Here is a 21,907-nt window from a genome sequence, read left to right as displayed (position 1 = left end):
TTTTTAGAATACAATAAAGGTCCACAGCAAGCCACTGTTAATAGAGGCTGCTGTGGGCCTTTTAAATTTGTCCAACAGTTCAGGAAGCGATACAATGAATGGTACTCTATGAAGTGAATCGTTTCACAATAATATTTTTTAGCAGGAGAGGATCATATGATTCATTTGGAAAAAGAAAGCGGACGTATCCGTCTTGTGCTGGATGCCTATTTTATGGGAGAAGATATCGTTGTGCTCATATCAGGCGGTGATCAGCCTCACTTGGGGACGATTACTGCAGGGGCTAGGCTTGAGCCGATTCAAACCGTGCAATTGCAAAACCACAAGGAATTTTATATTACTGAAGAAATTGCAGTTCGCTTGCGTAAAGAGTTTGCGGGTAACTTCGCCATTTGCTGCGGGACGCATTTGGATCATGCAACCAAGGACGAAATCCGAGTGCTGACAGACATGGCTATACAAATGGGAAAAGAGCTCATTGAAGAACTTAAGCAAGTGCGCTTGTAGCAACCTTTTTAAGTGAACTCTCGAAAAAGTAGATTGCGATAGGGGTACTTACTAAAGGGATACTTAAAAAGCAATGCAAAACCATCATCCTCAATGTCTACAGATTTTAGCGCAGAGGATGGAATTAAACTACGGATCATTACATGAACTGCACGCTGGTCTTGCCTGTTGATCGCTTTGGCTAGGGCAGAAGCAAAGCATTCATTGCGTGCCAATTCGCGATACAGCGGAAAAACGGCTTTGGCAATGGCGCGATGAACCTTTGGCTCAAATGTAAACTGCACCGTCCCGGGTGGAATCGTCGTACCGTTCGTGTAATAGAGCATCGGCGGCTGAGCTAAAAAGGAAACAAAGTAGCCAATCCCATTCGTACCTAAGCCTTGTTTGGCGGCAAATGGCGCTACCGAGCAGAGAAGGGATTTCATCCGATCCAAATTACCCTGAACGACTGCTCGTGACCATTGGACGGCAAAAGCACGTTGGGTTGCAATAGCTTTGTAAAATGGCAGCATGGCGGCGGATATTTTCCGAAGTGTCTCTGCATGTAAACGTTGGTGAGACGAGCCCTTTCTGCGGGCTGTTCCACGATATAACATAGCTCCGTCCTCCTTGGCAGGATGCTCTCTTGGAGCGTAATTTATCTGTAATAGGTACAGTACTGTATGCCCGGTTATCTCAAAAAGTGCTAAGATGCTACGCTTCTTCTTTTTAACGTTCTAATTTAAAAAATTGAAATAAGTACTGTCCTGATTTGTAAGATTGTGGTACCCTAGAACTTATATATTGCTATTATAATTATTGGAGTTGAATTAAAGAGATGAGTGACTTGTACAAGGAGCCTCGATCTTCCGATCCTTTTCAGGAGCCGAACGATTATAACGCTCCATTTAACCAGCCCCCAGTAGTTCCACCTACAAACAGTAAAGCTGTTGCCTCGATGGTGCTCGGGATTTTATCTGTTGTCATTCCCTATCTTGGGTTGATTATCGGAATTGTGGGTATTATTTTGTCCAGTCTTTCCCTGAAGGAAATTAACCGTCATGGCGAGCAAGGCAGAGGTATGGCCATTGCTGGACTGGTATGTAGTATTATCGGCACACTGATTTATGCACTGATTATTATTTTCTTGGTTATTGTTTTTGTTGTGGCGGCCTCCAGTGGCGATCCAGATATTTTTTCAGACATTTAATGAATTAAAGAATGTTTGAGTCAGACAAACCATTCACGATTTGCCTATTGGATGCTATGATACAGGGAGTCCAATCAAGGAGAGTGAAGCTTTATGGCACGTACTCAAACACAAAAGGCGTTAAGCAAGGCGAAACGCGCCGGGATCTATTGCGCGGCACAGAGCCGCAAAACGAATGATCATTATGGCGAAATTTCACAGCACACGCGAATGAAGCCAACCAAGCAGGAACAATTACAAAAGGTCAAGCACAAGAAGCGACTCGTTCAGGGTGACGCTTCTTTTTTTGTCTTAAGCGAAGTCGAAAAACTTCGAGGAAGTGAATGTATAGGAGCGGATAGCATTTTCCATAACATAGGCCAAAAAGAACTTGATAATAATTATCATTCTTGTTAGAATCATAAGAAAGAAGGAACCCTGGCAGGGGCTCCTTCATGATAAAGCTATGGTTTGGCTTGAAAACTAAGGTCTATTTTGCTTCAAAGGTTTTGCAGTCTGTTTCTTCGGACGTGTGAGTGTTTGCAGGCTTGTTGCTTACGATATAAATAGAGCTTGCGCTGCATTTATTATCCTGAGCCCAGTACGTGCATGAGTTGACTTCGCACAGAACGTCTTTTGCCATATTGTTCACCTCCTTACAGGGATGTGATGGGCTGAGCAAAAATAATCACGGTCAGTCAAGGTAGGACTTGTCCAACTGTGCTTACCCTCTTGGTAAGAAGAGGGATTTTGCTATGCCTACTTGTACAATATCAAATGAATTTTAAAATTGCAATATTTACACATTTTGCAGTTCAAAATAGACACAAGTGTTCCTTTTTAGTTAGAAAACAAAAAGCTATCCTTGTGCAGAAGAGATGTTCTTCTGCCAGAGACAGCTTTTTTATATTTTTCTAACAGAATGGCAGCACTAAAAGACTTAGCGTGCGTTAGGAATATTTACGATCGGATCAATATCAGCATCATAGTCCACACCCTCGAACTCAAAGCCGAACAGCTGGAAAAATTCGCGACGATATCCTTCAAGATCGGACAATTCATAGATATTATGGGTCGTCAGTTCCTCCCATATTTTCGCTACTTCTGCCTGCACATCCTCGCGCAGTTCCCAATCATCAATGCGAATACGACCTTCTTGATCTACCGCAGTTTCTGGTGCATACAGACGCTCGGCAAACAGGCGGTAGCTCTGTTCTATGCACCCTTCATGCAGCCCTTTCTCCTTCATCACCTTATATAAAGCGGAAATATACAGAGGAACGACAGGGATGGCCGAACTGGATTGGGTAACGAGTCCTTTGGTGACTGCGACGAAGGCGCGTCCACCCGTGGTTTTCATCTGGTCGTTCAGCTGACGAGCTGTCGCCTCCAGATGATCTTTTGCACTTCCGATACTGCCTTCTCGGTAGATGGCTTGGGTAATATCTGAACCGATATACGAAAAAGAGAAGGTAGTGGCGTTATCAGCGAGCACGCCGCCTGCACGCAAGGCGTCAATCCACAATTTCCAATCCTCACCGCCCATAACCTCTACAGTCCCCTGTACTTCTTCTTCTGTTGCCGGTTCGAGCGTCACGCTGCTGACTTCACCGGTGTGAAAGTTAACGGTCTTATTCGTGTAAGGCTCACCAATAGGTTTGAGCACGGAATTAGACGTTTCGCCTGTGCGGGGATTAGTACGGCGACCTGAAGCAACACTGTAAACCACCAAATCGACTTGTCCCAGTTCTTCGCGAATGGCTTCCACCGTTTTGGCTTTGACCTCATCCGAGAAGGCATCTCCTGTCACGCTTAAAGATTTAAGCCCAGCATCCTGAGCTGCTTTTTCAAATGCAGCAGAATTATACCAGCCTGCTGATGCTGTGCGTGTAGCCGTAGCATTGCTAGGACGATACACGCCAATTGTATTGGCACGCGCACCGAAAGCGGCCGTAATTCGAGATGCCAACCCATATCCGGCAGATGCCCCGATCACAAGCACATTACGAGGTCCCTGGATAGCAGGACGGGCTTGTACATAGTCAATTTGCTCCTGAACATGTTGGGCACAGCCCACCGGATGAGCAGTGGTGCAGATAAAGCCACGTGTTCTTGGTTTGATAATCATGTTATTGTAGTTCCTCTCTTCTTGTAGCAATCTTCACCCTTACTATTTTAACTTTTAACAATTTTTTTTCAAATGTGGATTTCAGTAAGTTTCCTTTTTACCCAAAAGTGAATCTCTGTACAGGGTGGCAAGTGCCTAAGAGTCTGCATATGATGCTGTAACGATAAACATGAGAAGGGAGAGAGCTGCTTGAAGAACAAGAGCCGCAAAACCAACAGAAACAAAAAGCCGCTCTATCGTGTAATTGACCCGGATATGAATGAGTTAAATATGATACAACGCTCAAAACCACTGCCTGCGGAGAGGGAGACAGAAGCAAGACTTCATCAAGTTGCTTCTCCGCCTCCCCCAACTACAGAGGAGTCGGAGCTACAGACAGTTGTCGAGCCTGAAGTCGAGGCTCTGCACGAGAAAGAAATTGAGGTTGCAGATGTAGAGGAGACTCCAGCTTTGATGGAAGAACCCCCACTGCCAGAGCTAGAACTAGATCCAGAACCGGAGCCGGAACCAGAGCCAGAACCTGATCCAATTGATGTGGAAGAAATTTTGAACAATAAGAAGGCTCCGCATGTAAACAATGCTTTCATCTATACAGACGATTTGAGTGATTTCGCTGTGACAGGTGAAAAGATCGCTCCCGCTTCCATAGATTCCAGCAAGCTGAAACAAGAGAGTATCCAAACGGAATTTCTAGCAGATTATGCTGTTCATACAATTAAAATAGCTGACGGTGCTGTGACTGCTTCGAAGATTGCTCCCGACTCCATTACGGTCGAGCATCTGTCGGACGCATCAGTGGCAGGCAGTAAATTGCAGGATCGCTCTATTAGTGGTGAAAAACTTCGTGATGGCAGCATCACTCCAGAAAAGCTGGCGGATAAAATTATCAGCGGCGATCATATTGCCAATGGCTCGATTGAAAGCCGTCATTTCAAGCAATGGATCGTGTCTTCAGATATGCTTCAAGATCAGTCGGTCACCTCCGATAAAATTCGCAGCGGTACGATTCAATCGAACAATTTGGCGAATGAAGCTGTTGATAGCTCCAAGCTGGGCGATCAGTCTGTGACCACCTCCAAATTGCGGGATGGGGCTGTGGATGGAACCAAAATCCAGGCAGGCAGCATTGAGAGCGCACACCTGACCGAGCATGCCGTTCATGCCCGGCATCTGGCTCCGGGTTCGATTAATCGCAAGCAGCTATCCGACGGAATTGTGGGCAGGGAACAATTGGAGGAAGGTGTTGTCAGCGGGCGTCATCTGGAGTCTGAGGCAGTCACCAGTACGCACATTCAGGCAGGAGCGATTGAAAGAAAGCATCTCAGTCCTGGCTCCATCGGGGAAGAGCAGCTTGGAACGGGCCAAGTGACAGCCCGGCATATCGCGGATCGGAGTATTCAATCCAATAAACTGGCAGATCAGTCTGTAGGCTCATTGCAAATTGTTGATCAATCCGTCACTTCATCCAAAATATCGGATCAGAGCATTCTCCCACACAAAATTGCCGATGAGGCAGTACTTACCAGACATATTGCAACAGCAGCCATACAAGGACCCCAGATTTCTCCAGAGGCAGTTTCTTCCGTGCATCTTCAATCCGAAATTATTCGGAAAGATCATATTGCACCAGAGGCGGTTACGGAGCAACATTTGCATTCCGGGGCTGTGACAAGCGAGAAAATAGGGAAAGGTGCAGTTCTGGATCACCATGTGGCGAATCAGGCTATCAAGGAAAATCACATCGCTTCGAGCGCTATTAAGTCTGACAAAATCGCTGACGAGGCGGTTATAGAAACTAAAATTGGCACAGGGGCGGTAACCGGAAATAAAGTTGCGTCTCAAGCCATTACCCACGTACACATTGCAACGGGAGTAATTCGTGAAAACCACCTTGCCGACAACAGTGTGGGCGGAAAGGCGTTACAGGCTCAATCGGTGGATTCAGACCATTTGGCCCAGAGCTCTGTACAGAGCAAGCATCTTGGGGAAGACAGTGTCGGAACCGCGGCGTTGCAAGAACAGTCCGTTACCGCAGACATACTAGGCGAAGGAGCTGTTCATACCGCGCATTTGGCCAGCGGAGCGGTATACTCCCACCATTTACAGGATCATGCCGTTACTTCGTTGAAACTATCGCCGGAAAGTGTGGCTACGGATAAAATTAATGATTTGGCGATTACTGCGCCTAAGTTAGCTGAGGGCAGTGTCACTTCCTCCAAGCTGTCTGCTCGTTCGGTGCAGCCATGGCATATTACGGATAAAGCAGTACTGAGCAACCATCTGGCTGTTGAAGCAGTGGAGGCGAATCATCTCGCGCCGGAATCCGTCACCTCCAACCATTTGCAGTCTGCTTCGGTCCAAACCAAACATCTCGCCCCAGATAGTGTGTCCGGCCATGCACTTCAGTCGGAAAGCGTCACTTCCGAGAAGTTAGCGGCTCGGGCTGTGCAGGCTTCCAACCTGGCGGAAAACAGCGTGGGGCCCGGACATTTGGCTGCACAGGCCGTACACACCAGACATTTGGCCGCAGGATCAGTAGAGGACACGATATTAGCCCAGAATGCTGTGAAGTCTGAGCATCTTGCAGCAGAATCCATCCAATCCGAGCATTTGCAAAGCGGGATCATTCAAGGAGAGCATATTGCATTGCAGGCGATAGCGACTCCTTCCATACAGGATGAAGCGGTTACCTCTGCCAAACTATCAGAGGAAAGTGTAACCTCTACCAAGCTGTCAGCCCATGCAGTGCAGTCCGGGCATATTATGGATGAAGCTGTACAAAGCAACCACTTGGCCGTAGCGGTTGTGGACTCGACCCATCTGGCATCTGGAGCGGTCACCTCGGTGCACCTACAGGCCTCCTCGGTGCTAACGAGACATTTGGCTCCGGATAGTGTGTCCGGTCGTGCACTTCAAGCGGAAAGTGTAACCTCGGAAAAGCTGGCAGCCCGCTCGGTACAAGGAATGAACCTTGCAGAAGGCAGTATCGGCCCTTCACATCTATCTGTGCAGTCCGTACACACGCGGCATTTGGCAGCTGGAGCGGTACAGGATAGAGTGCTGGCAGAGGGAGCGGTGAAGTCCGTGCACATTGCCCCGGAATCGATCCAACCACACCATCTGCATACTGAAATCATTCAGGGCGAGCATATTGCATCCCAGGCCATTTCGACCGATGCTTTACAAGATGAGTCTGTGACATCTGACAAACTGGCAGATGAGGGCGTGACTGCCGCCAAGCTGTCGGCCCACTCCGTACAGTCGTGGCACATTACAGACGAAGCAGTGCAAGGAAATCATTTGGCAGCAGAATCCATCCAGTCGAACCATCTGGCACCGGAAAGTGTCACTTCAGCCCACTTGCAGTCTTCGTCAGTGCTCACGAGCCATCTGGCCCCGGATAGTGTGTCCGGCCGTGCACTACAAGCGGAAAGCGTCACCTCGGAAAAGTTGGCAGCCCACTCGGTGCAAGGAACGAATCTTGCGGAAGACAGCGTCGGCCCGTCACATTTGTCTGCACAGTCGGTACACGCCCGGCATTTGGCAACTGGCGCAGTACAGGATACAACGCTGGCAAAGGGAGCAGTGAAGTCGGTACACATTACCGCGGGGTCCATCCAGCCGCATCACCTGCACACAGGAAGCATTCAGGGCGAGCATATCGCATCCCAGGCCATATCGACCGATGCTTTGCAGGATGCGTCTGTTACCTCCGATAAATTGGTGGATGAGGGTGTGACTGCCGCCAAGCTGTCGGTCAACTCGGTACAGCCGTGGCACATTACAGACGAAGCAGTGCAAGGAAATCATTTGGCAGCAGAAGCCATCCAGTCAAGCCATCTGGCTTCCGAATCCGTTACCTCTCGCCATTTGCAGGCTTCCTCAGTGCTTACGAGTCATCTGGCGCCAGATAGTGTATCCGGTCGTGCACTACAGGCGGAAAGCGTCACCTCGGAAAAGCTGGCAGCGCGATCGGTACAAGGGACGAATCTTGCGGAAGGCAGCATCGGCCCGTCCCATCTGTCTGCACAGTCCGTACACAGCCGGCATCTGGTAGCCGGAGCGGTACAGGATAGAGCGTTGGCAGAGGGAGCAGTGAAATCCGTGCATATCGCTCCAGAATCAATCCAATCACACCATCTGCACCCTGGAACCATTCAGGGCGAGCATCTGGCATCTCAGTCGATATCGACTGATGTTTTACAGGATGAGTCTGTGACATCTGATAAATTGGCCGATGAGGGTGTGACTGCCGCTAAGTTGTCGGCTCACTCGGTACAGCCGTGGCACATTACAGATGAAGCAGTGCAAGCTAATCATTTGGCAGAAGAGGCCGTTCAATCGAGTCATCTGGCGCCGGAATCTGTCACCTCAGCCCACTTACAGTCTTCGGTGATACTTGCGAGTCATTTGGCGCCGGATAGTGTATCCGGTCTTGCGCTACAAGCGGAAAGCGTCACTTCGGAAAAACTGGCAGCACGCTCGGTGCAAGGGACGAATCTTGCGGAAGACAGCGTCGGTTCTTCGCATTTATCTGCACAGTCGGTACACACTCAGCATTTGGCAGTCGGCGCAGTGCAGGATACAGCGCTAGCCGAGGGGGCAGTGAAGTCGGTACACATTGCCACGGAATCCATCCAGCCGCATCACCTGCACCCTGGAACTATTCAGAGCGAGCATCTGGCATCCCTGTCGATATCGACCGATGCATTACAGGATGAGTCTGTTACGTCTGATAAATTAGCGAATGAGGGTGTGACTGCTGCCAAACTGTCGGCTCACTCGGTACAACCGTGGCACATTGCGGACGAAGCAGTGCAAGCCAATCATTTGGCAGAAGAGACCATCCAGTCGAGCCATCTGTCACCGGAATCTGTCACCTCAGCCCACTTGCACTCTTCGGCGGTACTTGCGAGCCATCTGGCCCCGGATAGTGTGTCTAGCCGTGCGTTACAAGCGGAAAGCGTCACCTCGGAGAAGCTGGCAGCCCACTCGGTGCAAGGAACGAATCTGGCGGAAGACAGCGTTGGCCCGTCCCATCTGTCTGCACAGTCGGTACACACCCAGCATCTGGCAATCGGTGCAGTACAGGATACGGCGCTAGCCGAGGGGGCAGTGAAATCCGTGCATATTGCCCCGGAATCGATCCAGCCGCACCATCTGCACCCCGGAACCATTCAGGGCGAGCATCTGGCATACCAGTCGATATCGACTAATGCTCTGCAGGATGAGTCTGTTACGTCCGATAAACTGGCAGATGAGGTCGTGACAGCTACCAAAATATCTCCACATTCCGTACAGCCGTGGCACATTACGGACGAAGCAGTGCAAGCCCATCATTTGGCAGAAGAGACCATCCAGTCGAGCCATCTGGCGCCGGAATCCGTCACCTCAGCCCACTTGCAGCCTTCGGCAGTGACGATCCAGCATATTGCGCCAGGGAGTGTATCTGTTCACGCGCTCCAGGCAGGCAGCGTGAACGCTGAGAAGCTTGCGCTTCGGGCGGTGCGAGCTTCGAATCTGGCGGAAGCCAGCGTAAGCTCTGTACATTTGACAGAACATGCCGTGCAAGCCCAGCATTTGTCCGATGGAGCGATTCAAGAGTCAGCACTGGCAGAGGGGGCAGTGCAGTCCCGCCACATTTCACCGGATTCTGTCCAATCCGAGCATTTGCAAGCAGGAGCTATTCAGTCACAGCATATCGGCTGGCAGGCGGTGTCAGAGGAAGCTATACGGGATGGAGCGGTGACGTCCGGCAAACTCGCAGATGGAACGGTGGAGTCCCGCCATGTGGCTGAGGAGGCAATTGAAGGCCACCATATTGCAGAGGAAGTCATTGATTCGCACCATCTGAAACCCGGCTCAGTAACACTGAATCAATTGTCCACAGATATTCATCTCTCGGGACTTTTGCCTGAGGAAGGAATCAGTGGCGACAAACTTCAGGCAAACAGTATATCCCGCAGCCATCTGCAGGATCAGGTCGTCGACAGTGAGGTGCTGAGTCCAGAAGCTGTAGGTCCGAAGCATCTACAAGCTGCTGCGATACAAAGTCATCATGTGGCAGAGCAGAGCATCGAAGGTCATCATCTGGTAGAAGGTTCCGTGGGCTCACGTGAGCTGGAACTGAACGCAGTGAAACCAGAGCATTTGAGCATCACCCCGGTCCGTACTTGTACAAATCAGCCTGCATTGCAGCAGTTTGGCAGAGCGCCGTTTCTTTTAAAGGGAAGCGAAGGAGAGACAGAAGTAACCATTGTATTTGGGGAGCCATTTGTGAACCCGGACTACACGTTGGTAGCGATGACGAACCATCCTCTCTTTCATGCAACACTGAAATCCCAGACGACTAATGGAGCGGTGATCGTTGTAACCAAGTGGAGTGAAACCGCGCATAACTACGGTATTGTTTCCTGGATTGCCATCGGTTAGTGGAGATGATGGTTGCAACATTTATAGCGTGCAGACTCATGTATTTTTCAGATACAGAGCTGCACGCTTTTTCATATACTTTTCACATATTTGCTCCACAATTATCCCGAATTCTCCTGATAAGCTAAAGATACTTTAAAGGAGAGGTGATTCAATCATGAAAAAATGGACTAAAAATGCAGCAGCTGTATTGACCGTAGTAAGTGTACTGGGAGGAGCAAGCAGCGCATTCGCCGCTACAGCAACCACAACTCCAGTCACCACTGCACCAGCCATCAAAGCTCCTGCGGTTACGACTCCTGCTAGCAAAACACCGTCAAAAGCGCCTGCAACGAAAACACCTGTGGTGAAAGCACCTGTTAAAAAGGCTCCTGCCAAAAAATCCGTTGCGAAAAAAGTGGCAAGCCACAAAGCAAAAGCAGTGAAAGCAAAACACCGCACAGTTAAACATCATGCCAAAAAACATAAAGCTGTTCAACGCAAGGTAGCAGCACATAAAACCCGTGCACACCATGTCGTAGCTAAAAAAGTGACCCATAAAGCTCCAGTAAAAAAAGCAGTTCCAGCAAAAACAGCTCCAAAAACGGTGAAAACAGCTCCAAAAGCAGCAGCTAAAGTAGTAACAACTAAGAAATAAGGTAGAAAATAAGGTAGAAGTGTAGTTAGCTTTCAGTTCACCTGGCATATACAGCAGCGATTCATGATAAGAAAAGACGGGACCGGGAACGGTATACCCGTCTTTTGTCTATTCTGTGGGGCTTCTGTTAAGCTTAAAGAAAGGATGCCAGCATCCAGAACAACGGCAAGGGGTTAAGGCCATGACAAAAATAGTAGTAGTAGATGACGATGTGTTCATTTTGCAATTAATATCTGAATATTTGAAAAAAGAGTCCTACGAGGTAACTTCCTTTTCCAGTGGGAAAACATTGGTAGAGCATATCCGAACAAACAGTCCAGATTGCCTCGTGCTTGATATTATGATGCCGGGCATTGACGGACTTTCTCTATTGACTCAGCTTCGTGAGTTTACAGAAATGCCGATCATTATGATCTCCGCGCGCGGAGAGGAAAGTGACCGTATCCACGGGCTGGAATTGGGATGCAGTGATTTTTTGACCAAGCCCTTTAATCCAAGAGAGCTGGTGGGAAGGGTCAAAGCGATGCTGAGACTGAGCAAGGCGGGGACTTCTGCATCCGATGACAAGCAAGCAGCGGAGAGCACAAATCTTTGCCATGCAGGCAATCTGTGCATTTTTGCTGACTTTCGTAAAGTTACAGTAGACGGTCAAACGTTAAATTTGACCTCACGTGAATTCGATCTGTTGCTGTTTCTTGCGAATCATCTGGAACGGCCTTTTGGCAGAGAGCATTTGATTCAGCAAGTGTGGAGCTATGACTTTATAGGTGATGTGAGAGTCGTAGATGATCTGGTCAAACGTATTCGCAAAAAGTTGGCAGAATACCATTCCACGCTTGTCATTAACACGGTATGGGGATTTGGATATAAAGCAACGGTTCAGGAGATGTAGCCATGCGTACGATGAGAGCCAAAATTCTGCTGTCCCTGTCCATTGCCATGCTGATTACTGTCTGTATTACGGTGGTCTTATTTATCAGGCTCATCGACGACATTCTGGTGAATCAGGCCAAATCCAAGCTCCATGAGCAGGCACGCAAAGCCGTCCATATTATGAGTGACGGGGGCTTTGATCGACTGGATAATGCTGAACTTAACTATGTTATCAAGGGTGTGCTTTTATCTGCCGATTACTTTATTTTAAGCACGGATAACCGCATCATCGACTCCAGCGTCTCTGGAATGGAAGGCAAAAAGCTCGAGCGTTTGCTTTTGACCCGCCAGGGCTTTTTTGCATCGGTTCATCCGTCTGCCCACGATCTGGTTACTACACATGAAGGCGTTGCTGTCCTTCAAGGTAAAAAGATACTGTTTACGAATGAAGAATTGCCCGGACAACCTTTTCGGATCTTTGTATACTCACCCTTATCTTCTTTGAGAGCACTCTATGTACCATTAATGAGAACTACGCTGCTGTCAATCGTCGCGAGTTTTCTGGTGATTCTCGTTATTGGTCTGATGGTTGTTTCACGTCTGGTGCGTCCGCTCAAGCGATTGAAAGAGGCGGTAGGCAACTATGAGCCGAATCAGCCGCAGGATAGTGATTTTCCGCAGGCGGACAAAAGCGAAATTGGCGAACTGATAGGCACCTTTCATTCCATGTCCGCCCGCATTCAGCAGCACCACCACAGCCAAATTGAATTTCTACAAAATGTATCACACGAGCTAAGGACACCGTTAATGTCCATTCAAGGCTATGTATATGCCATTCAGGATCAAGTAGTATCGCAGGACGAGGGACTGAGCATTATTAAAGTGCAATCCCAGCGATTAATTGATATGGTGGAAAAGTTGCTTCAGCTATCGAGGTTGGAGGCGTTGAATGAGGAATGGCCCGTCTCTTTGATTGATCTGAGAAGTATGGTGGAGGACGCTGTTCATCTGTTGATGCCGATGGCCAGCGAACGCTCTATCTCGCTACGAGTAGAGGGAGAGGGTCTGCATGTGGCCGTTCCGGCCGAGCAATTATTCCGTATGATATTGAATTTGCTGCAAAATGCAGTTCGACACACCTCCACAGAGGTAGTCATTCATTTGGAGACGGGGACAACACCGGAGGTTGTGTGGGTTATGCATGTAGATGATGATGGGGAAGGTCTAACCGAATCTGAAGCAGCCGAGGTGTTCGGAAGATTCTATACCGGATCAAATGGTGCGACGGGACTAGGATTGGCCATCTGCCGTCAAATAGCCTCCCGACTGAATGGAGAATTACTTTGTACACGATCGCCATTAGGTGGGGCACGCTTCAGCTACATTCAACGCATGTCATGACGCATGTTATAAATGAGGCAAAAATGGTTAAAAATGATCAATTTTTCGCTAAAATGTGCCATTAATATGACATTTCATGATAGGTTTTTGGTGATATTTTAGATATTGCTTGACTGGCAGGTACTAAAATGAGTAAAATTATTCGTATATACCTTGACTCATGAACGTCGTTTTTTTAGATAGTGGTCAATAATAGTGATGAATAATAAATGAAAGAGTGATGAGATGAACCGCCTTTTGGAAGTGAAGGACTTAACGATATCTTTCAAGACCCGTCAGGGACTAGTGCAGGCCATTCGTGGCGTAAACTTTCATGTCAATAAAGGAGAGACGCTGGCGATTGTCGGTGAATCCGGCTCAGGCAAAAGCGTAACCTCACAAGCTGTTATGAAGCTGATCCCGACTCCTCCGGGCGTTTATCAAAAGGGTCAAATTATGTTTGACGGACAAGAGCTGATTAATAAAACGGAAAAGCAGATGCAAAAAATTCGTGGTAAGGAAATTGGTCTGATTTCTCAGGACCCTATGACTTCACTTAACCCGACGATGAAAGTCGGTAAGCAGATCACGGAAGTGCTTTTCAAGCATGAAAAGATATCCAAGGACGCTGCTCGCAAGCGGGGCATTGAGTTGCTGAATCTGGTAGGTATTCCACATCCTGAACAGCGTTTTAACCAATATCCGCATGAATTTAGTGGCGGTATGCGTCAACGTGTCGTCATTGCAATGGCATTGGCTGCTAATCCGAAACTTCTGATTGCCGATGAGCCGACGACTGCGTTGGATGTAACCATTCAAGCTCAAATCTTGGAACTGATGAAGGATCTTCAGAAAAAAATTGATACTTCTATCATCTTTATTACTCATGATCTCGGTGTTGTGGCGAAGATGGCGGATCGCGTTGCTGTTATGTATGCAGGGCAAATCGTGGAAACAGGTACGGTTAATGAAATTTTCTATAACCCAAAACATCCATATACATGGGGACTCCTCGCTTCCATGCCTAGTTTGGACAGCCATGGTCAGAAGCTGGCTGCGATCCCGGGAACACCACCGGATCTGCTTCACCCACCTGTAGGGGATGCTTTTGCAGCCCGTAGTTCTTATGCCATGAAAATTGACTTTGAGAAAGAGCCTCCACTCTATCAATTGTCTGATACACACTTTGTGAAATCATGGCTGCTTCATCCAGATGCACCTGCGGTTGAGCCACCAGAAGCGGTGAAGGCTAAACTTCGCAAGCTGGATAACGCATTTGAAAAGCCAGTTTTAGTTGAACAATACGGCAGTTAAAGCACGATATCATTTGTAAATAATCAAATAATAAATAAAAAAAAAGGCTGTTTCTCCGTGTGGAATAATATTACGGAGTAACAGCCTTTTTGGTGTAACACCACAGGTTGTATGAGTCTGTGGTGATTTGTATTAGATGGCAGCGCTTACAACTTGCCGGAACCGGCTTGGGAAGTGACTTCTATCTTCACGCTGGCGGATGGGGAAATTTTATCGTTCAAGGATGGCTTCCAGCCTACAGAGGAGCTAAGCCCCGCGCTGGAGCCTGCGTTTACGGCCTGTCCATTCAGAAGTGTGCCAGTGTCTGACAGGGCAGTTCCACCAAAAACAGTCACAATTTTGGCTGCGGACAGTCCCGCAACGTCAATGACATTGTTTTCAGCAAAGATTTTAGAGGCTTTGCCCGCGCCCCATATATACAGTGTAGGGTATTCAGAGCGTTTTACATCACCTGTATAGTAATTGTTATATAGATGGACTTGTCCATAACGTACGCGCGGTGTGCGTTGTACTGTATTCTTATAATAATTGTGATGCAGGGTTACACGTAAAGCCCCTTCATCCGCTGTTTTGCTGTCGCTGTTGCCGATAATGGATGTTTTGTCATGATCGTAAAAGTGATTGTATGAAATGGTAACCAGATCACCTTGGTTAATCACATCGAGCAGTCCATCATGATGCTGGTATTCTTGACCGTAGAAGGTGCCGTTTCCGCTATCGGGGTGAGCCCCGTCATTGAACGTATTGTGATCCACCCATACATGCGTGGCTCCGTTAATTGTAATGCTGTCATATTCTGAATTCCAGTTGCCTGTACTGCCATCAGTTGGGTCCCATTGTGGGAAATAATCGTAGGCATCCTGAAACTCAATATTACGGATAATGACGTTGTCTGTACCCTTTTTTAATTGGAAGTTTGCACCATTAATGACGGCATTGTTGCCCAGACCGACAATCGTTGTATTGGATGGAATTTCAATAACGATACGACTGGCTTGATTCTTCTGTGATGCCTTACGTGCATCTTCCAATGTACCAGAAGGAACCTTTTTCCCCCATGTAGACGGATCATACGCCTTGAGATACGCATTGAAATCATACTTAGAGTCCTTGTAATCGTTCAATCCTAATGGTTTATTATTGTCATCGACGTTAGCATTGATTGTACCTTTGACATAAATAATTTTAGGTGTAGTGTTACTGCTTTTGCCTAACGCATCGACGAGTTGTTTACGGTTCGTTACGGTGAAAGTATTGGAGGAAGTAGCAGTAGCTCCACCTGTTGTGCCAGAAGAAAAGGCGGCCCAGCCGTTTTTGCTGCCAAGTGTCTCCTTGCCAATATCACTGGCTGCATGAGCAGGTGCACCCATAGGAGCCAGAGTAGCGAACAGTAACACGGCTGCGATTCCGAGTGAACATCTCTTTTTCATAAAATACCTCCGTATATTGGATAAATGGAGTAGACGAACGAAGGGAGTCCCGGGTGCTCCTGTAGTTTCTACATGTTCTATCATACTTTGCGTTCCAGTATTTGTTAATATAATAAAAGTTACATACTAAAATTTTTGTCGAATTTTTTATATAATTCAATAGGGCCCTTCTTTTTCCAATCAAAACGCATATACCAGAATGAAAACGTTAACAATCATATCGAATAGAAAATGTATATATGAATATATGGAATTTTCCTGGTGAATTTCTTTCAAAATCAGTCTGTTCATCTTCATATTAAAGCAAAGGAAAATTGAATGATTTTTCTCGTAATGTTAACGATTTCAAAACCAAAATGCGTAGGGGAACGACAGGGGATTTATGGATTTTTGCAGCATCCTCAGGTACAATGCTTGTAATAAAGCTGAGGAGGAATGGGCATAATGGCAGAGCATTTAGCAGATATCCTGAAATTGTTGAAGCAAAAAGAGTGGGTGGACTTGTCCCATGCCTTTTATCCCGAAATTCCCCATTTTCCGGTTTTCGATAATGTTCAGGTGGATACCCTGTTTACCCACGACGATGGCTTTTTTGTAAAACAATACTGCTTTCCAGGGCAATATGGAACTCATATCGACGCCCCCGTTCATTTTGTGAAGGGTAAACGTTATTTACATGAGCTTTCGTTGAAGGAACTGGTTTTGCCGCTGGTTGTCATTGACCGTTCAGCAGCCGTTGCAGCCAATTCCGACTATGAACTTACGGTTGCGGATATTCTGGATTTTGAAAAAGAGCACGGACGCATTGCCGATCAGTCCTTTGTCGCCTTTCGTAGTGATTGGAGCAAGCGTTGGCCTGATCCTGATGCCTTCTCGAACAAGGACAACGCTGGAGATGCACATTGCCCGGGTTGGTCGCTGGATGCGCTGCGCTTTTTGGTAGAGGAACGAAATGTTGCTGCTATTGGACATGAAACACTGGATACTGACTCCTCTGTAGCTTATCGAAAAGAGGGCAAGCTGGTAGGAGAATATTACATATTGGAGCAGGATCGATATCAAGTTGAGGTGCTGATGAATTTGGACAAGCTGCCCCCGAAGGGTGCAGTCATTTATAATATTGTACCGAGCATTCAGGATTCTCCGGGATTTCCGGTGCGCTCCTTTGCTATTTTGCCTTAATCTTGAGCTTAAAAGACCGATTCAGATCTGGACATCTGAATCGGTCTTTTTCTAGCATATACGGGGTAGTGTACAGCGTGAATGACCATTCAGTCCGGCTTGGTTCAAAATCATTGAAACGCCTTATGTGATAATCGTTACGGTAGGGGCAGAGATGGTAGGCTGAGTTGTGATAGTAGAGGTTGTGCCGCTAAAATCAGATATTTCTATGACAGCGGGGACACCTGGTGTAATATCTACGGAGGCAATGACCAGACTTGCCGTGGTTAGGGTGAATAAGGAGCTCTGCTGAATAACTCCGTTAATATAATAATTAGCAGAATCAGTAGCCGTTAATGTTGGGAGGGCAACGACTGGAGCATCGGCGTCATCTACGAAGCTGGCAGCAGGAATAGTTGTTGTTGTTGCTCCGATCATCCCGGCTGTAATGGTTGCAAAAAAACGAGTCACGGCTGGGGTTACAGTCGTGCTTATGGCACCACCAGTAGCTACTGGAGCAGTAGCTACTGCTGTGTATACAGGTTTTATGATGGGCATCGTTTTTATCTCCTTTCTTTACTGGTATGAGCCACTGCTGGCTCTTAATCAATAAATGATTTTTCAACCTATTCGGAAACGGCATATGAACCTTCCTATTAATAATAGGGTAAATGGAGAAAGCCCTATTTTACTGCGCAAAAAATGAAAGCGAATACTTGGAATCTGCATGCTACAAATGCCTAAGACCCTAATGGGAGATGTGCATACAATACATAAGCATGAGAGGAGGAGGTGTGTACGGCTGTTATGAAAAGACGCGATGCATCACTAAGGAGGCAAGGAAAGAGACCGGTACATTGCAAGATCAACAAACGAAAAAAGTGCAAGCCCCGGTATTCATTCAAAGGTAAAACAAAAACGGGGCTCCATGCTCAAAAGCATCCAAAACTAATTATTATACAACGACGCTTCAGAAATACTCCTGCCAAACGGAAGATGATGGAGCATACAGGAAAGCAAGGTCTGCCAGGCGAAGCCGGGGTGACAGGAGCGCCAGGAGTACCGGGAATTGCGGGAACACCAGGAATACCTGGAATACAGGGTCCAGCAGGAACACAGGGAGCACCGGGAGTGCCAGGTTCAGCTGGAGCTCCAGGTCGTGCAGGCGCAACAGGCGCACCCTGTCCTTCCGGGGCACAGGGTATACCAGGCCCTACCGGAGCACAGGGCATACCCGGTCCTACTGGAGCACAGGGTGTACCCGGTCCTACGGGAGCCCAAGGTATAACTGGTCCAACTGGTCCGGCACCTGACATCTCCAATATTGAAATTGTCCCTAGGGCTGAGCGGTATTTTTATTTTACTCCTGATCCGATTGAATCTTCAGTTACGATTATGGCGGATCAATTTTCTGTAGATGGTGTGCAGGGGGCTTTTCAAAGGTTTCATGTCGGAAGCAATAGTTATGCCAATCTGTATATTAACGGGATGTTACAAGAAAGAACGTTGTTCAGCTTGACACCTTCATCGCTGACGATTCACCTCAGCGAAGGGGAGACTATTTCCTCCGGCACACCTATTATTGTGGAAATTGTTCAATTTAGTGTGCGATACAGTGCATGACATTGCTTACGATGAATACTTCATGTGATGGACATTATTTTAAAACCAAAAATGGTTATAGGGTGCAGATCCTTCAATACGAACACCGAGTTGCTCGGCTGCCTGTCTGGGCCAGAATGGATTACGCAGCAGTTCCCGACCTACTTCAACCAGATCCGCCCGACCATTACGCAAAATTTCCTCGGCTTGAATACCGTGAGTAATCAATCCTACGGCCGCGGTAGCTATATCAGCAGCCTGACGAATAGCTTCCGAGTAAGGCACCTGATAGTCAGGAGCGTCCGACATGCCAAAGCTGGAGACCGGCTTTAGAGCCTTGGTCATGGATGGCCTGCACCACTTTTTGCAGCGGGGAAATGTGCTCGTCGCTCCATATGCCAAGGCTGCCCGAATCTTTTCCCTGCTGGATGACTGCATGCACTTCAAGCATGATTAGCCCGACTTGTCCTAGCGCCGAGCGCCGTAATGCAGCGTATGCCAATCGGTTGCTTTTCCGTCCTCTTTATTTACGGTTCAGAACGCCCGCTTTTATTCGGTTACATATGTATTTTATAGGAATAAAATGAGGCGATACACGTATCATTTAACGTATTCATGAACATTCACTTATAAAAACATGGTATTTTAGGTTTATTACGATGGATTTTAAATTCAAGCATACAGACAGGTTGAAACTGTATAAATATGATTTGCAATTTGGTTAGCAATCACTTACTATAATCCTATGAATAAGAAAACACATGTAGACAGTAAAAAGAAGGATATTCTGCAGGCAGCGATGTGCTTATTTGCAACCAAAGGGATTGACGGAATTTCAGTCAAAGAAATTGGAGAGGCTGCCGGTGTGACAGATGCTGCGATTTATAAGCATTTTAAGAGTAAAGATGCAATGGCCTTGGAAGTATTCGGGCAGTATTGTAATAGCTATACCACCTTAATTGACTTTTATCGCAAGCAGAGTGGGAGCTTCGTCAGTCGTTTCCATCAACTGGTGGATGAAGTGCTGAATATGCATGATGAGGACCAGTATGGATTGCTTCTACTATCACAGCATCATGAGCTGTATGTTGAAGCAAGCCATAGCCAGAATGTGCGTCAGCCGCTGGAGGCGTTGACTGAATTCATCGAACAGGGGATTCAACAAGGTGAACTGCCGAAGCAGGATGTTCAGCTATCCGGTGTGCTCATCATTGGAGCCATTACACGCTTGTCCGTGTCCAGCCTGGAAGGTGAACTTCCACAGCAGCTGGTTCCATTTGCCGTAGAGATCAAACAACGTTTAACTGCTTTATTAAGTAAAGGTCAGTATTGACCTTTTCTTTTTAAATATAAAGTTAGTGTTTTCTAACTAAAATTATAATATGAAGGTAGGAAGTGGCTTATATGTCTAAAAAAATATTGGTGATTCAAGGGAATCCGGTCGCTGGCAGTTATGGAGAAGCGCTGGCTCAATCCTATGTAAAAGGAGCGGAGGCTGCAGGAGCAGAGGTTCGTTTGTTGCAGCTATCCACGTTGGAGTTTAATCCAAATCTATTAGGTGGATATCGTAATAAATTGCCGTTGGAACCTGATTTGATTCAAGCACAGGAATGGATTAAATGGGCAGAACATCTCGTTTTTGTCTTTCCGATCTGGTGGGGCAGCTTGCCTGCGTTAATGAAGGGATTTATTGACCGTACCTTTATGCCGGGATTCGCGTTTAAATATCAAAAAGGAAAACCCTTGCCTGACAAGCTTTTAAAGGGAAGAACAGCCCGCCTTATCAGCACGATGGATGGTCCGCACTGGTATTACCGATTTTTCCAAGGACAGCCTGGGCACCGGATGATGAAGGATTCCACGTTACATTTATGTGGAGTCAAACCAGTACGTTCTACAACCATTGATCTCATGAATAAGAGGACAGAGCAACAGCGTAACGAATGGCTGAGCAAGGTTGAACAGCTAGGACGAAGCATGAGCTAGGTTTTCGCCATCTCAATAGCAAACACGCTGATCCATTAACATATAGAGGACATTCGGAAAACTACATTCTAAGAGGATAGAAATGAGGCACAGAAAAATGGAACCAATCATAAATCATGAATGGGATCTAAATGAAAAAGAAGCGGTGAAATTACAGCAGGAGTTATCTTTAAAAGTTACAAAAGAAGATCGATTCCCTGAAATTCAATATGTTGCTGGGGTAGACGTGGCATACAGTGAACAAAGTGATCTCTTAGTTGCGGCCATCGTGATTTTAGATGCTAGCTCATTACAAGTAGTGGAATCCATAGTGGTTGAAGATGCTGTCCATTTTCCCTACATCCCCGGATTGTTTTCATTCAGGGAGCTACCGCCTATAGTAAAAGCATTGAAGCAAATCAAGACCTCTCCCCAGCTGGTGGTCTGTGATGGACAAGGAATTGCCCATCCTAGACGATTCGGATTAGCCAGTCATTTAGGTGTTATATTTGATATTCCTACAATTGGATGTGGTAAAACGAGGCTATGGGGTGAATTCGAAGAGCCATCTCGAGAACGAGGGGCATGTTCGTTATTAATGGATCATGAGGAGGTTATCGGCGGAGCGTTAAGAACCCAGGACAACATTAAACCTTTGTTTGTATCTGTAGGGCATCGTATTTCATTAGAAACGGCCTGCAACTGGATATTAAAGCTTTGTCCACAATATCGCTTACCTGAGACCACTCGACAAGCTGACCAGCTTGTGAGAAAAGCTTTATCACAAATAAACCAGGGGAGTATCTGGTCATAATCGCTCTACATAAGGGAAAACACCACAGTGGAGCAACTAGCTCGCATTGTGGTGTTTGGAATAGCTCATGTTTTACAATCAACGTTATATAAATATCGATGCAACGATTAAAATAAATCCGATCGCTAGACCGGCAGGGCCCCAATAATGCATAGGGATAAAAAACAGACTGTGCTGGGTTCCCATTCGATAGCGTTGTCCTGTTTCCATATCAACGAGCACCTTGTCCGAGTCGGCGTTAAGTGCTTTACCCAAATACCAGATAATAACTCCCGACACAATGAACACAAAAGCCATCGGCAGCCGGGAATCTATGGAGTCAAGCCCAAGAGCGGATACTAAACTGCCGACAATAACGAATAAAATTCCTGGAATAATGATATTTAAAATACCAAAGCCCTTCCAAATAATCACATGAAAACTTCCTTCCTAATTATGTTTACGTTCATGGTGAGTCTCTCGTCGAAATGATTTTCACATCCAACATATGTATTTA

20 protein-coding genes and 1 pseudogene are annotated in these 21,907 nt (G+C 46.9%); 13 read left to right on the top strand and 8 right to left on the bottom strand.

All coding sequences use genetic code 11. From position 1 onward, the window contains the following. The first annotated feature begins 156 nt into the window (after nucleotides 1-156). Entirely contained in the window at nucleotides 157-507 is a 351-nt protein-coding gene (gene lpdD / locus ACU1JV_RS23340) for a prenylated flavin chaperone LpdD (protein ID WP_025365561.1), read from the top strand. Nucleotides 508-515: 8 nt separating this feature from the next. Here lpdD and ACU1JV_RS23335 read toward each other — a convergent pair whose 3' ends face one another. Next, a complete protein-coding gene (locus ACU1JV_RS23335; protein ID WP_025676003.1) occupies nucleotides 516-1,103 on the bottom strand; it encodes a hypothetical protein in 588 nt (195 codons plus the stop codon). A 221-nt stretch (nucleotides 1,104-1,324) separates the two neighbouring features. Here ACU1JV_RS23335 and ACU1JV_RS23330 point away from each other — a divergent pair, with 221 nt between their 5' ends. Together ACU1JV_RS23330 and ACU1JV_RS23325 are read left to right on the top strand one after the other, a co-directional pair. Beyond that, on the top strand, nucleotides 1,325-1,696 hold the full coding sequence (locus ACU1JV_RS23330; protein WP_013372515.1) for a DUF4190 domain-containing protein: 372 nt from the start codon (nucleotides 1,325-1,327) through the stop codon (nucleotides 1,694-1,696). A 93-nt stretch (nucleotides 1,697-1,789) separates the two neighbouring features. Then, the gene (locus ACU1JV_RS23325; RefSeq protein ID WP_165083162.1) at nucleotides 1,790-2,092 is read left to right on the top strand and encodes a hypothetical protein; all 303 of its coding nucleotides are present in this window, start codon (nucleotides 1,790-1,792) and stop codon (nucleotides 2,090-2,092) included. A gap of 73 nt (nucleotides 2,093-2,165) precedes the next feature. On the opposite strand, the gene ACU1JV_RS23320 is transcribed toward ACU1JV_RS23325, so the two are convergent. Both ACU1JV_RS23320 and fabV read right to left on the bottom strand, forming a co-directional pair. After that, nucleotides 2,166-2,318, bottom strand: a complete 153-nt coding sequence (locus ACU1JV_RS23320) for a DUF1540 domain-containing protein (RefSeq protein WP_017426780.1) — start codon at nucleotides 2,316-2,318, stop codon at nucleotides 2,166-2,168. Nucleotides 2,319-2,615: 297 nt separating this feature from the next. Beyond that, entirely contained in the window at nucleotides 2,616-3,803 is a 1,188-nt protein-coding gene (gene fabV, locus ACU1JV_RS23315; protein ID WP_040103122.1) for an enoyl-ACP reductase FabV, read from the bottom strand. 189 nt (nucleotides 3,804-3,992) lie between these two features. On the opposite strand from fabV, the gene ACU1JV_RS23310 reads away from it, so the two are divergent. From ACU1JV_RS23310 to ACU1JV_RS23290, 5 genes are all read left to right on the top strand, one after another. Continuing rightward, on the top strand, nucleotides 3,993-10,235 hold the full coding sequence (locus ACU1JV_RS23310; protein WP_413986824.1) for a WIAG-tail domain: 6,243 nt from the start codon (nucleotides 3,993-3,995) through the stop codon (nucleotides 10,233-10,235). A gap of 157 nt (nucleotides 10,236-10,392) precedes the next feature. Further along, nucleotides 10,393-10,872 carry a hypothetical protein gene (locus tag ACU1JV_RS23305; RefSeq protein ID WP_413986823.1) on the top strand — a complete coding sequence of 160 codons (480 nt, stop codon included), beginning with the start codon at nucleotides 10,393-10,395 and terminating at the stop codon, nucleotides 10,870-10,872. A 181-nt stretch (nucleotides 10,873-11,053) separates the two neighbouring features. Beyond that, a complete protein-coding gene (locus ACU1JV_RS23300) occupies nucleotides 11,054-11,764 on the top strand; it encodes a response regulator transcription factor (protein ID WP_264216162.1) in 711 nt (236 codons plus the stop codon). Between the two features lie 2 nt (nucleotides 11,765-11,766). Further along, entirely contained in the window at nucleotides 11,767-13,146 is a 1,380-nt protein-coding gene (locus ACU1JV_RS23295; RefSeq protein WP_413986822.1) for a sensor histidine kinase, read from the top strand. 225 nt (nucleotides 13,147-13,371) lie between these two features. Next, nucleotides 13,372-14,439, top strand: a complete 1,068-nt coding sequence (locus ACU1JV_RS23290) for an ABC transporter ATP-binding protein (protein ID WP_013372507.1) — start codon at nucleotides 13,372-13,374, stop codon at nucleotides 14,437-14,439. 146 nt (nucleotides 14,440-14,585) lie between these two features. Here ACU1JV_RS23290 and ACU1JV_RS23285 read toward each other — a convergent pair whose 3' ends face one another. After that, entirely contained in the window at nucleotides 14,586-15,869 is a 1,284-nt protein-coding gene (locus ACU1JV_RS23285) for a pectate lyase family protein (protein WP_413986821.1), read from the bottom strand. A 444-nt stretch (nucleotides 15,870-16,313) separates the two neighbouring features. Between ACU1JV_RS23285 and ACU1JV_RS23280 the strand changes: the two genes are divergently transcribed. Then, the gene (locus ACU1JV_RS23280) at nucleotides 16,314-17,051 is read left to right on the top strand and encodes a cyclase family protein (protein WP_264216160.1); all 738 of its coding nucleotides are present in this window, start codon (nucleotides 16,314-16,316) and stop codon (nucleotides 17,049-17,051) included. A gap of 123 nt (nucleotides 17,052-17,174) precedes the next feature. On the opposite strand, the gene ACU1JV_RS23275 is transcribed toward ACU1JV_RS23280, so the two are convergent. After that, on the bottom strand, nucleotides 17,175-17,588 hold the full coding sequence (locus tag ACU1JV_RS23275) for a DUF4183 domain-containing protein (RefSeq protein ID WP_013372504.1): 414 nt from the start codon (nucleotides 17,586-17,588) through the stop codon (nucleotides 17,175-17,177). Nucleotides 17,589-17,837: 249 nt separating this feature from the next. Between ACU1JV_RS23275 and ACU1JV_RS23270 the strand changes: the two genes are divergently transcribed. Continuing rightward, the gene (locus ACU1JV_RS23270; protein WP_413986820.1) at nucleotides 17,838-18,653 is read left to right on the top strand and encodes a DUF4183 domain-containing protein; all 816 of its coding nucleotides are present in this window, start codon (nucleotides 17,838-17,840) and stop codon (nucleotides 18,651-18,653) included. Between the two features lie 39 nt (nucleotides 18,654-18,692). Here ACU1JV_RS23270 and ACU1JV_RS23265 read toward each other — a convergent pair. Continuing rightward, nucleotides 18,693-18,929 (bottom strand): annotated as a pseudogene (locus ACU1JV_RS23265) (oxidoreductase); the annotation flags it as partial. Further along, complete coding sequence (locus ACU1JV_RS23260; RefSeq protein ID WP_413986819.1) at nucleotides 18,925-19,083, bottom strand: oxidoreductase; 159 nt, start codon at nucleotides 19,081-19,083, stop codon at nucleotides 18,925-18,927. The pseudogene ACU1JV_RS23265 and the gene ACU1JV_RS23260, both read right to left, overlap by 5 nt. Nucleotides 19,084-19,377: 294 nt before the next feature. Here ACU1JV_RS23260 and ACU1JV_RS23255 point away from each other — a divergent pair, with 294 nt between their 5' ends. The 3 genes from ACU1JV_RS23255 (at nucleotide 19,378) to nfi (ending at nucleotide 21,411) form a co-directional block, all read left to right on the top strand. Then, nucleotides 19,378-19,965 carry a TetR/AcrR family transcriptional regulator gene (locus tag ACU1JV_RS23255; RefSeq protein WP_126665955.1) on the top strand — a complete coding sequence of 196 codons (588 nt, stop codon included), beginning with the start codon at nucleotides 19,378-19,380 and terminating at the stop codon, nucleotides 19,963-19,965. 71 nt (nucleotides 19,966-20,036) lie between these two features. Next, the gene (locus ACU1JV_RS23250) at nucleotides 20,037-20,618 is read left to right on the top strand and encodes an NAD(P)H-dependent oxidoreductase (RefSeq protein WP_413986818.1); all 582 of its coding nucleotides are present in this window, start codon (nucleotides 20,037-20,039) and stop codon (nucleotides 20,616-20,618) included. A gap of 82 nt (nucleotides 20,619-20,700) precedes the next feature. Then, nucleotides 20,701-21,411, top strand: coding sequence for a deoxyribonuclease V (nfi, locus tag ACU1JV_RS23245; RefSeq protein WP_058830059.1), 711 nt, complete (start codon nucleotides 20,701-20,703; stop codon nucleotides 21,409-21,411). Nucleotides 21,412-21,495: 84 nt separating this feature from the next. Here nfi and ACU1JV_RS23240 read toward each other — a convergent pair whose 3' ends face one another. Further along, nucleotides 21,496-21,825 (bottom strand): hypothetical protein, encoded by a 330-nt coding sequence (locus ACU1JV_RS23240; protein ID WP_013372497.1) that lies wholly within the window; start codon nucleotides 21,823-21,825, stop codon nucleotides 21,496-21,498. Nucleotides 21,826-21,907: the final 82 nt, after the last annotated feature.

The organism is Paenibacillus sp. T2-29, assembly GCF_052921365.1.
This window is presented reverse-complemented; position numbering and strand designations above follow the sequence as displayed.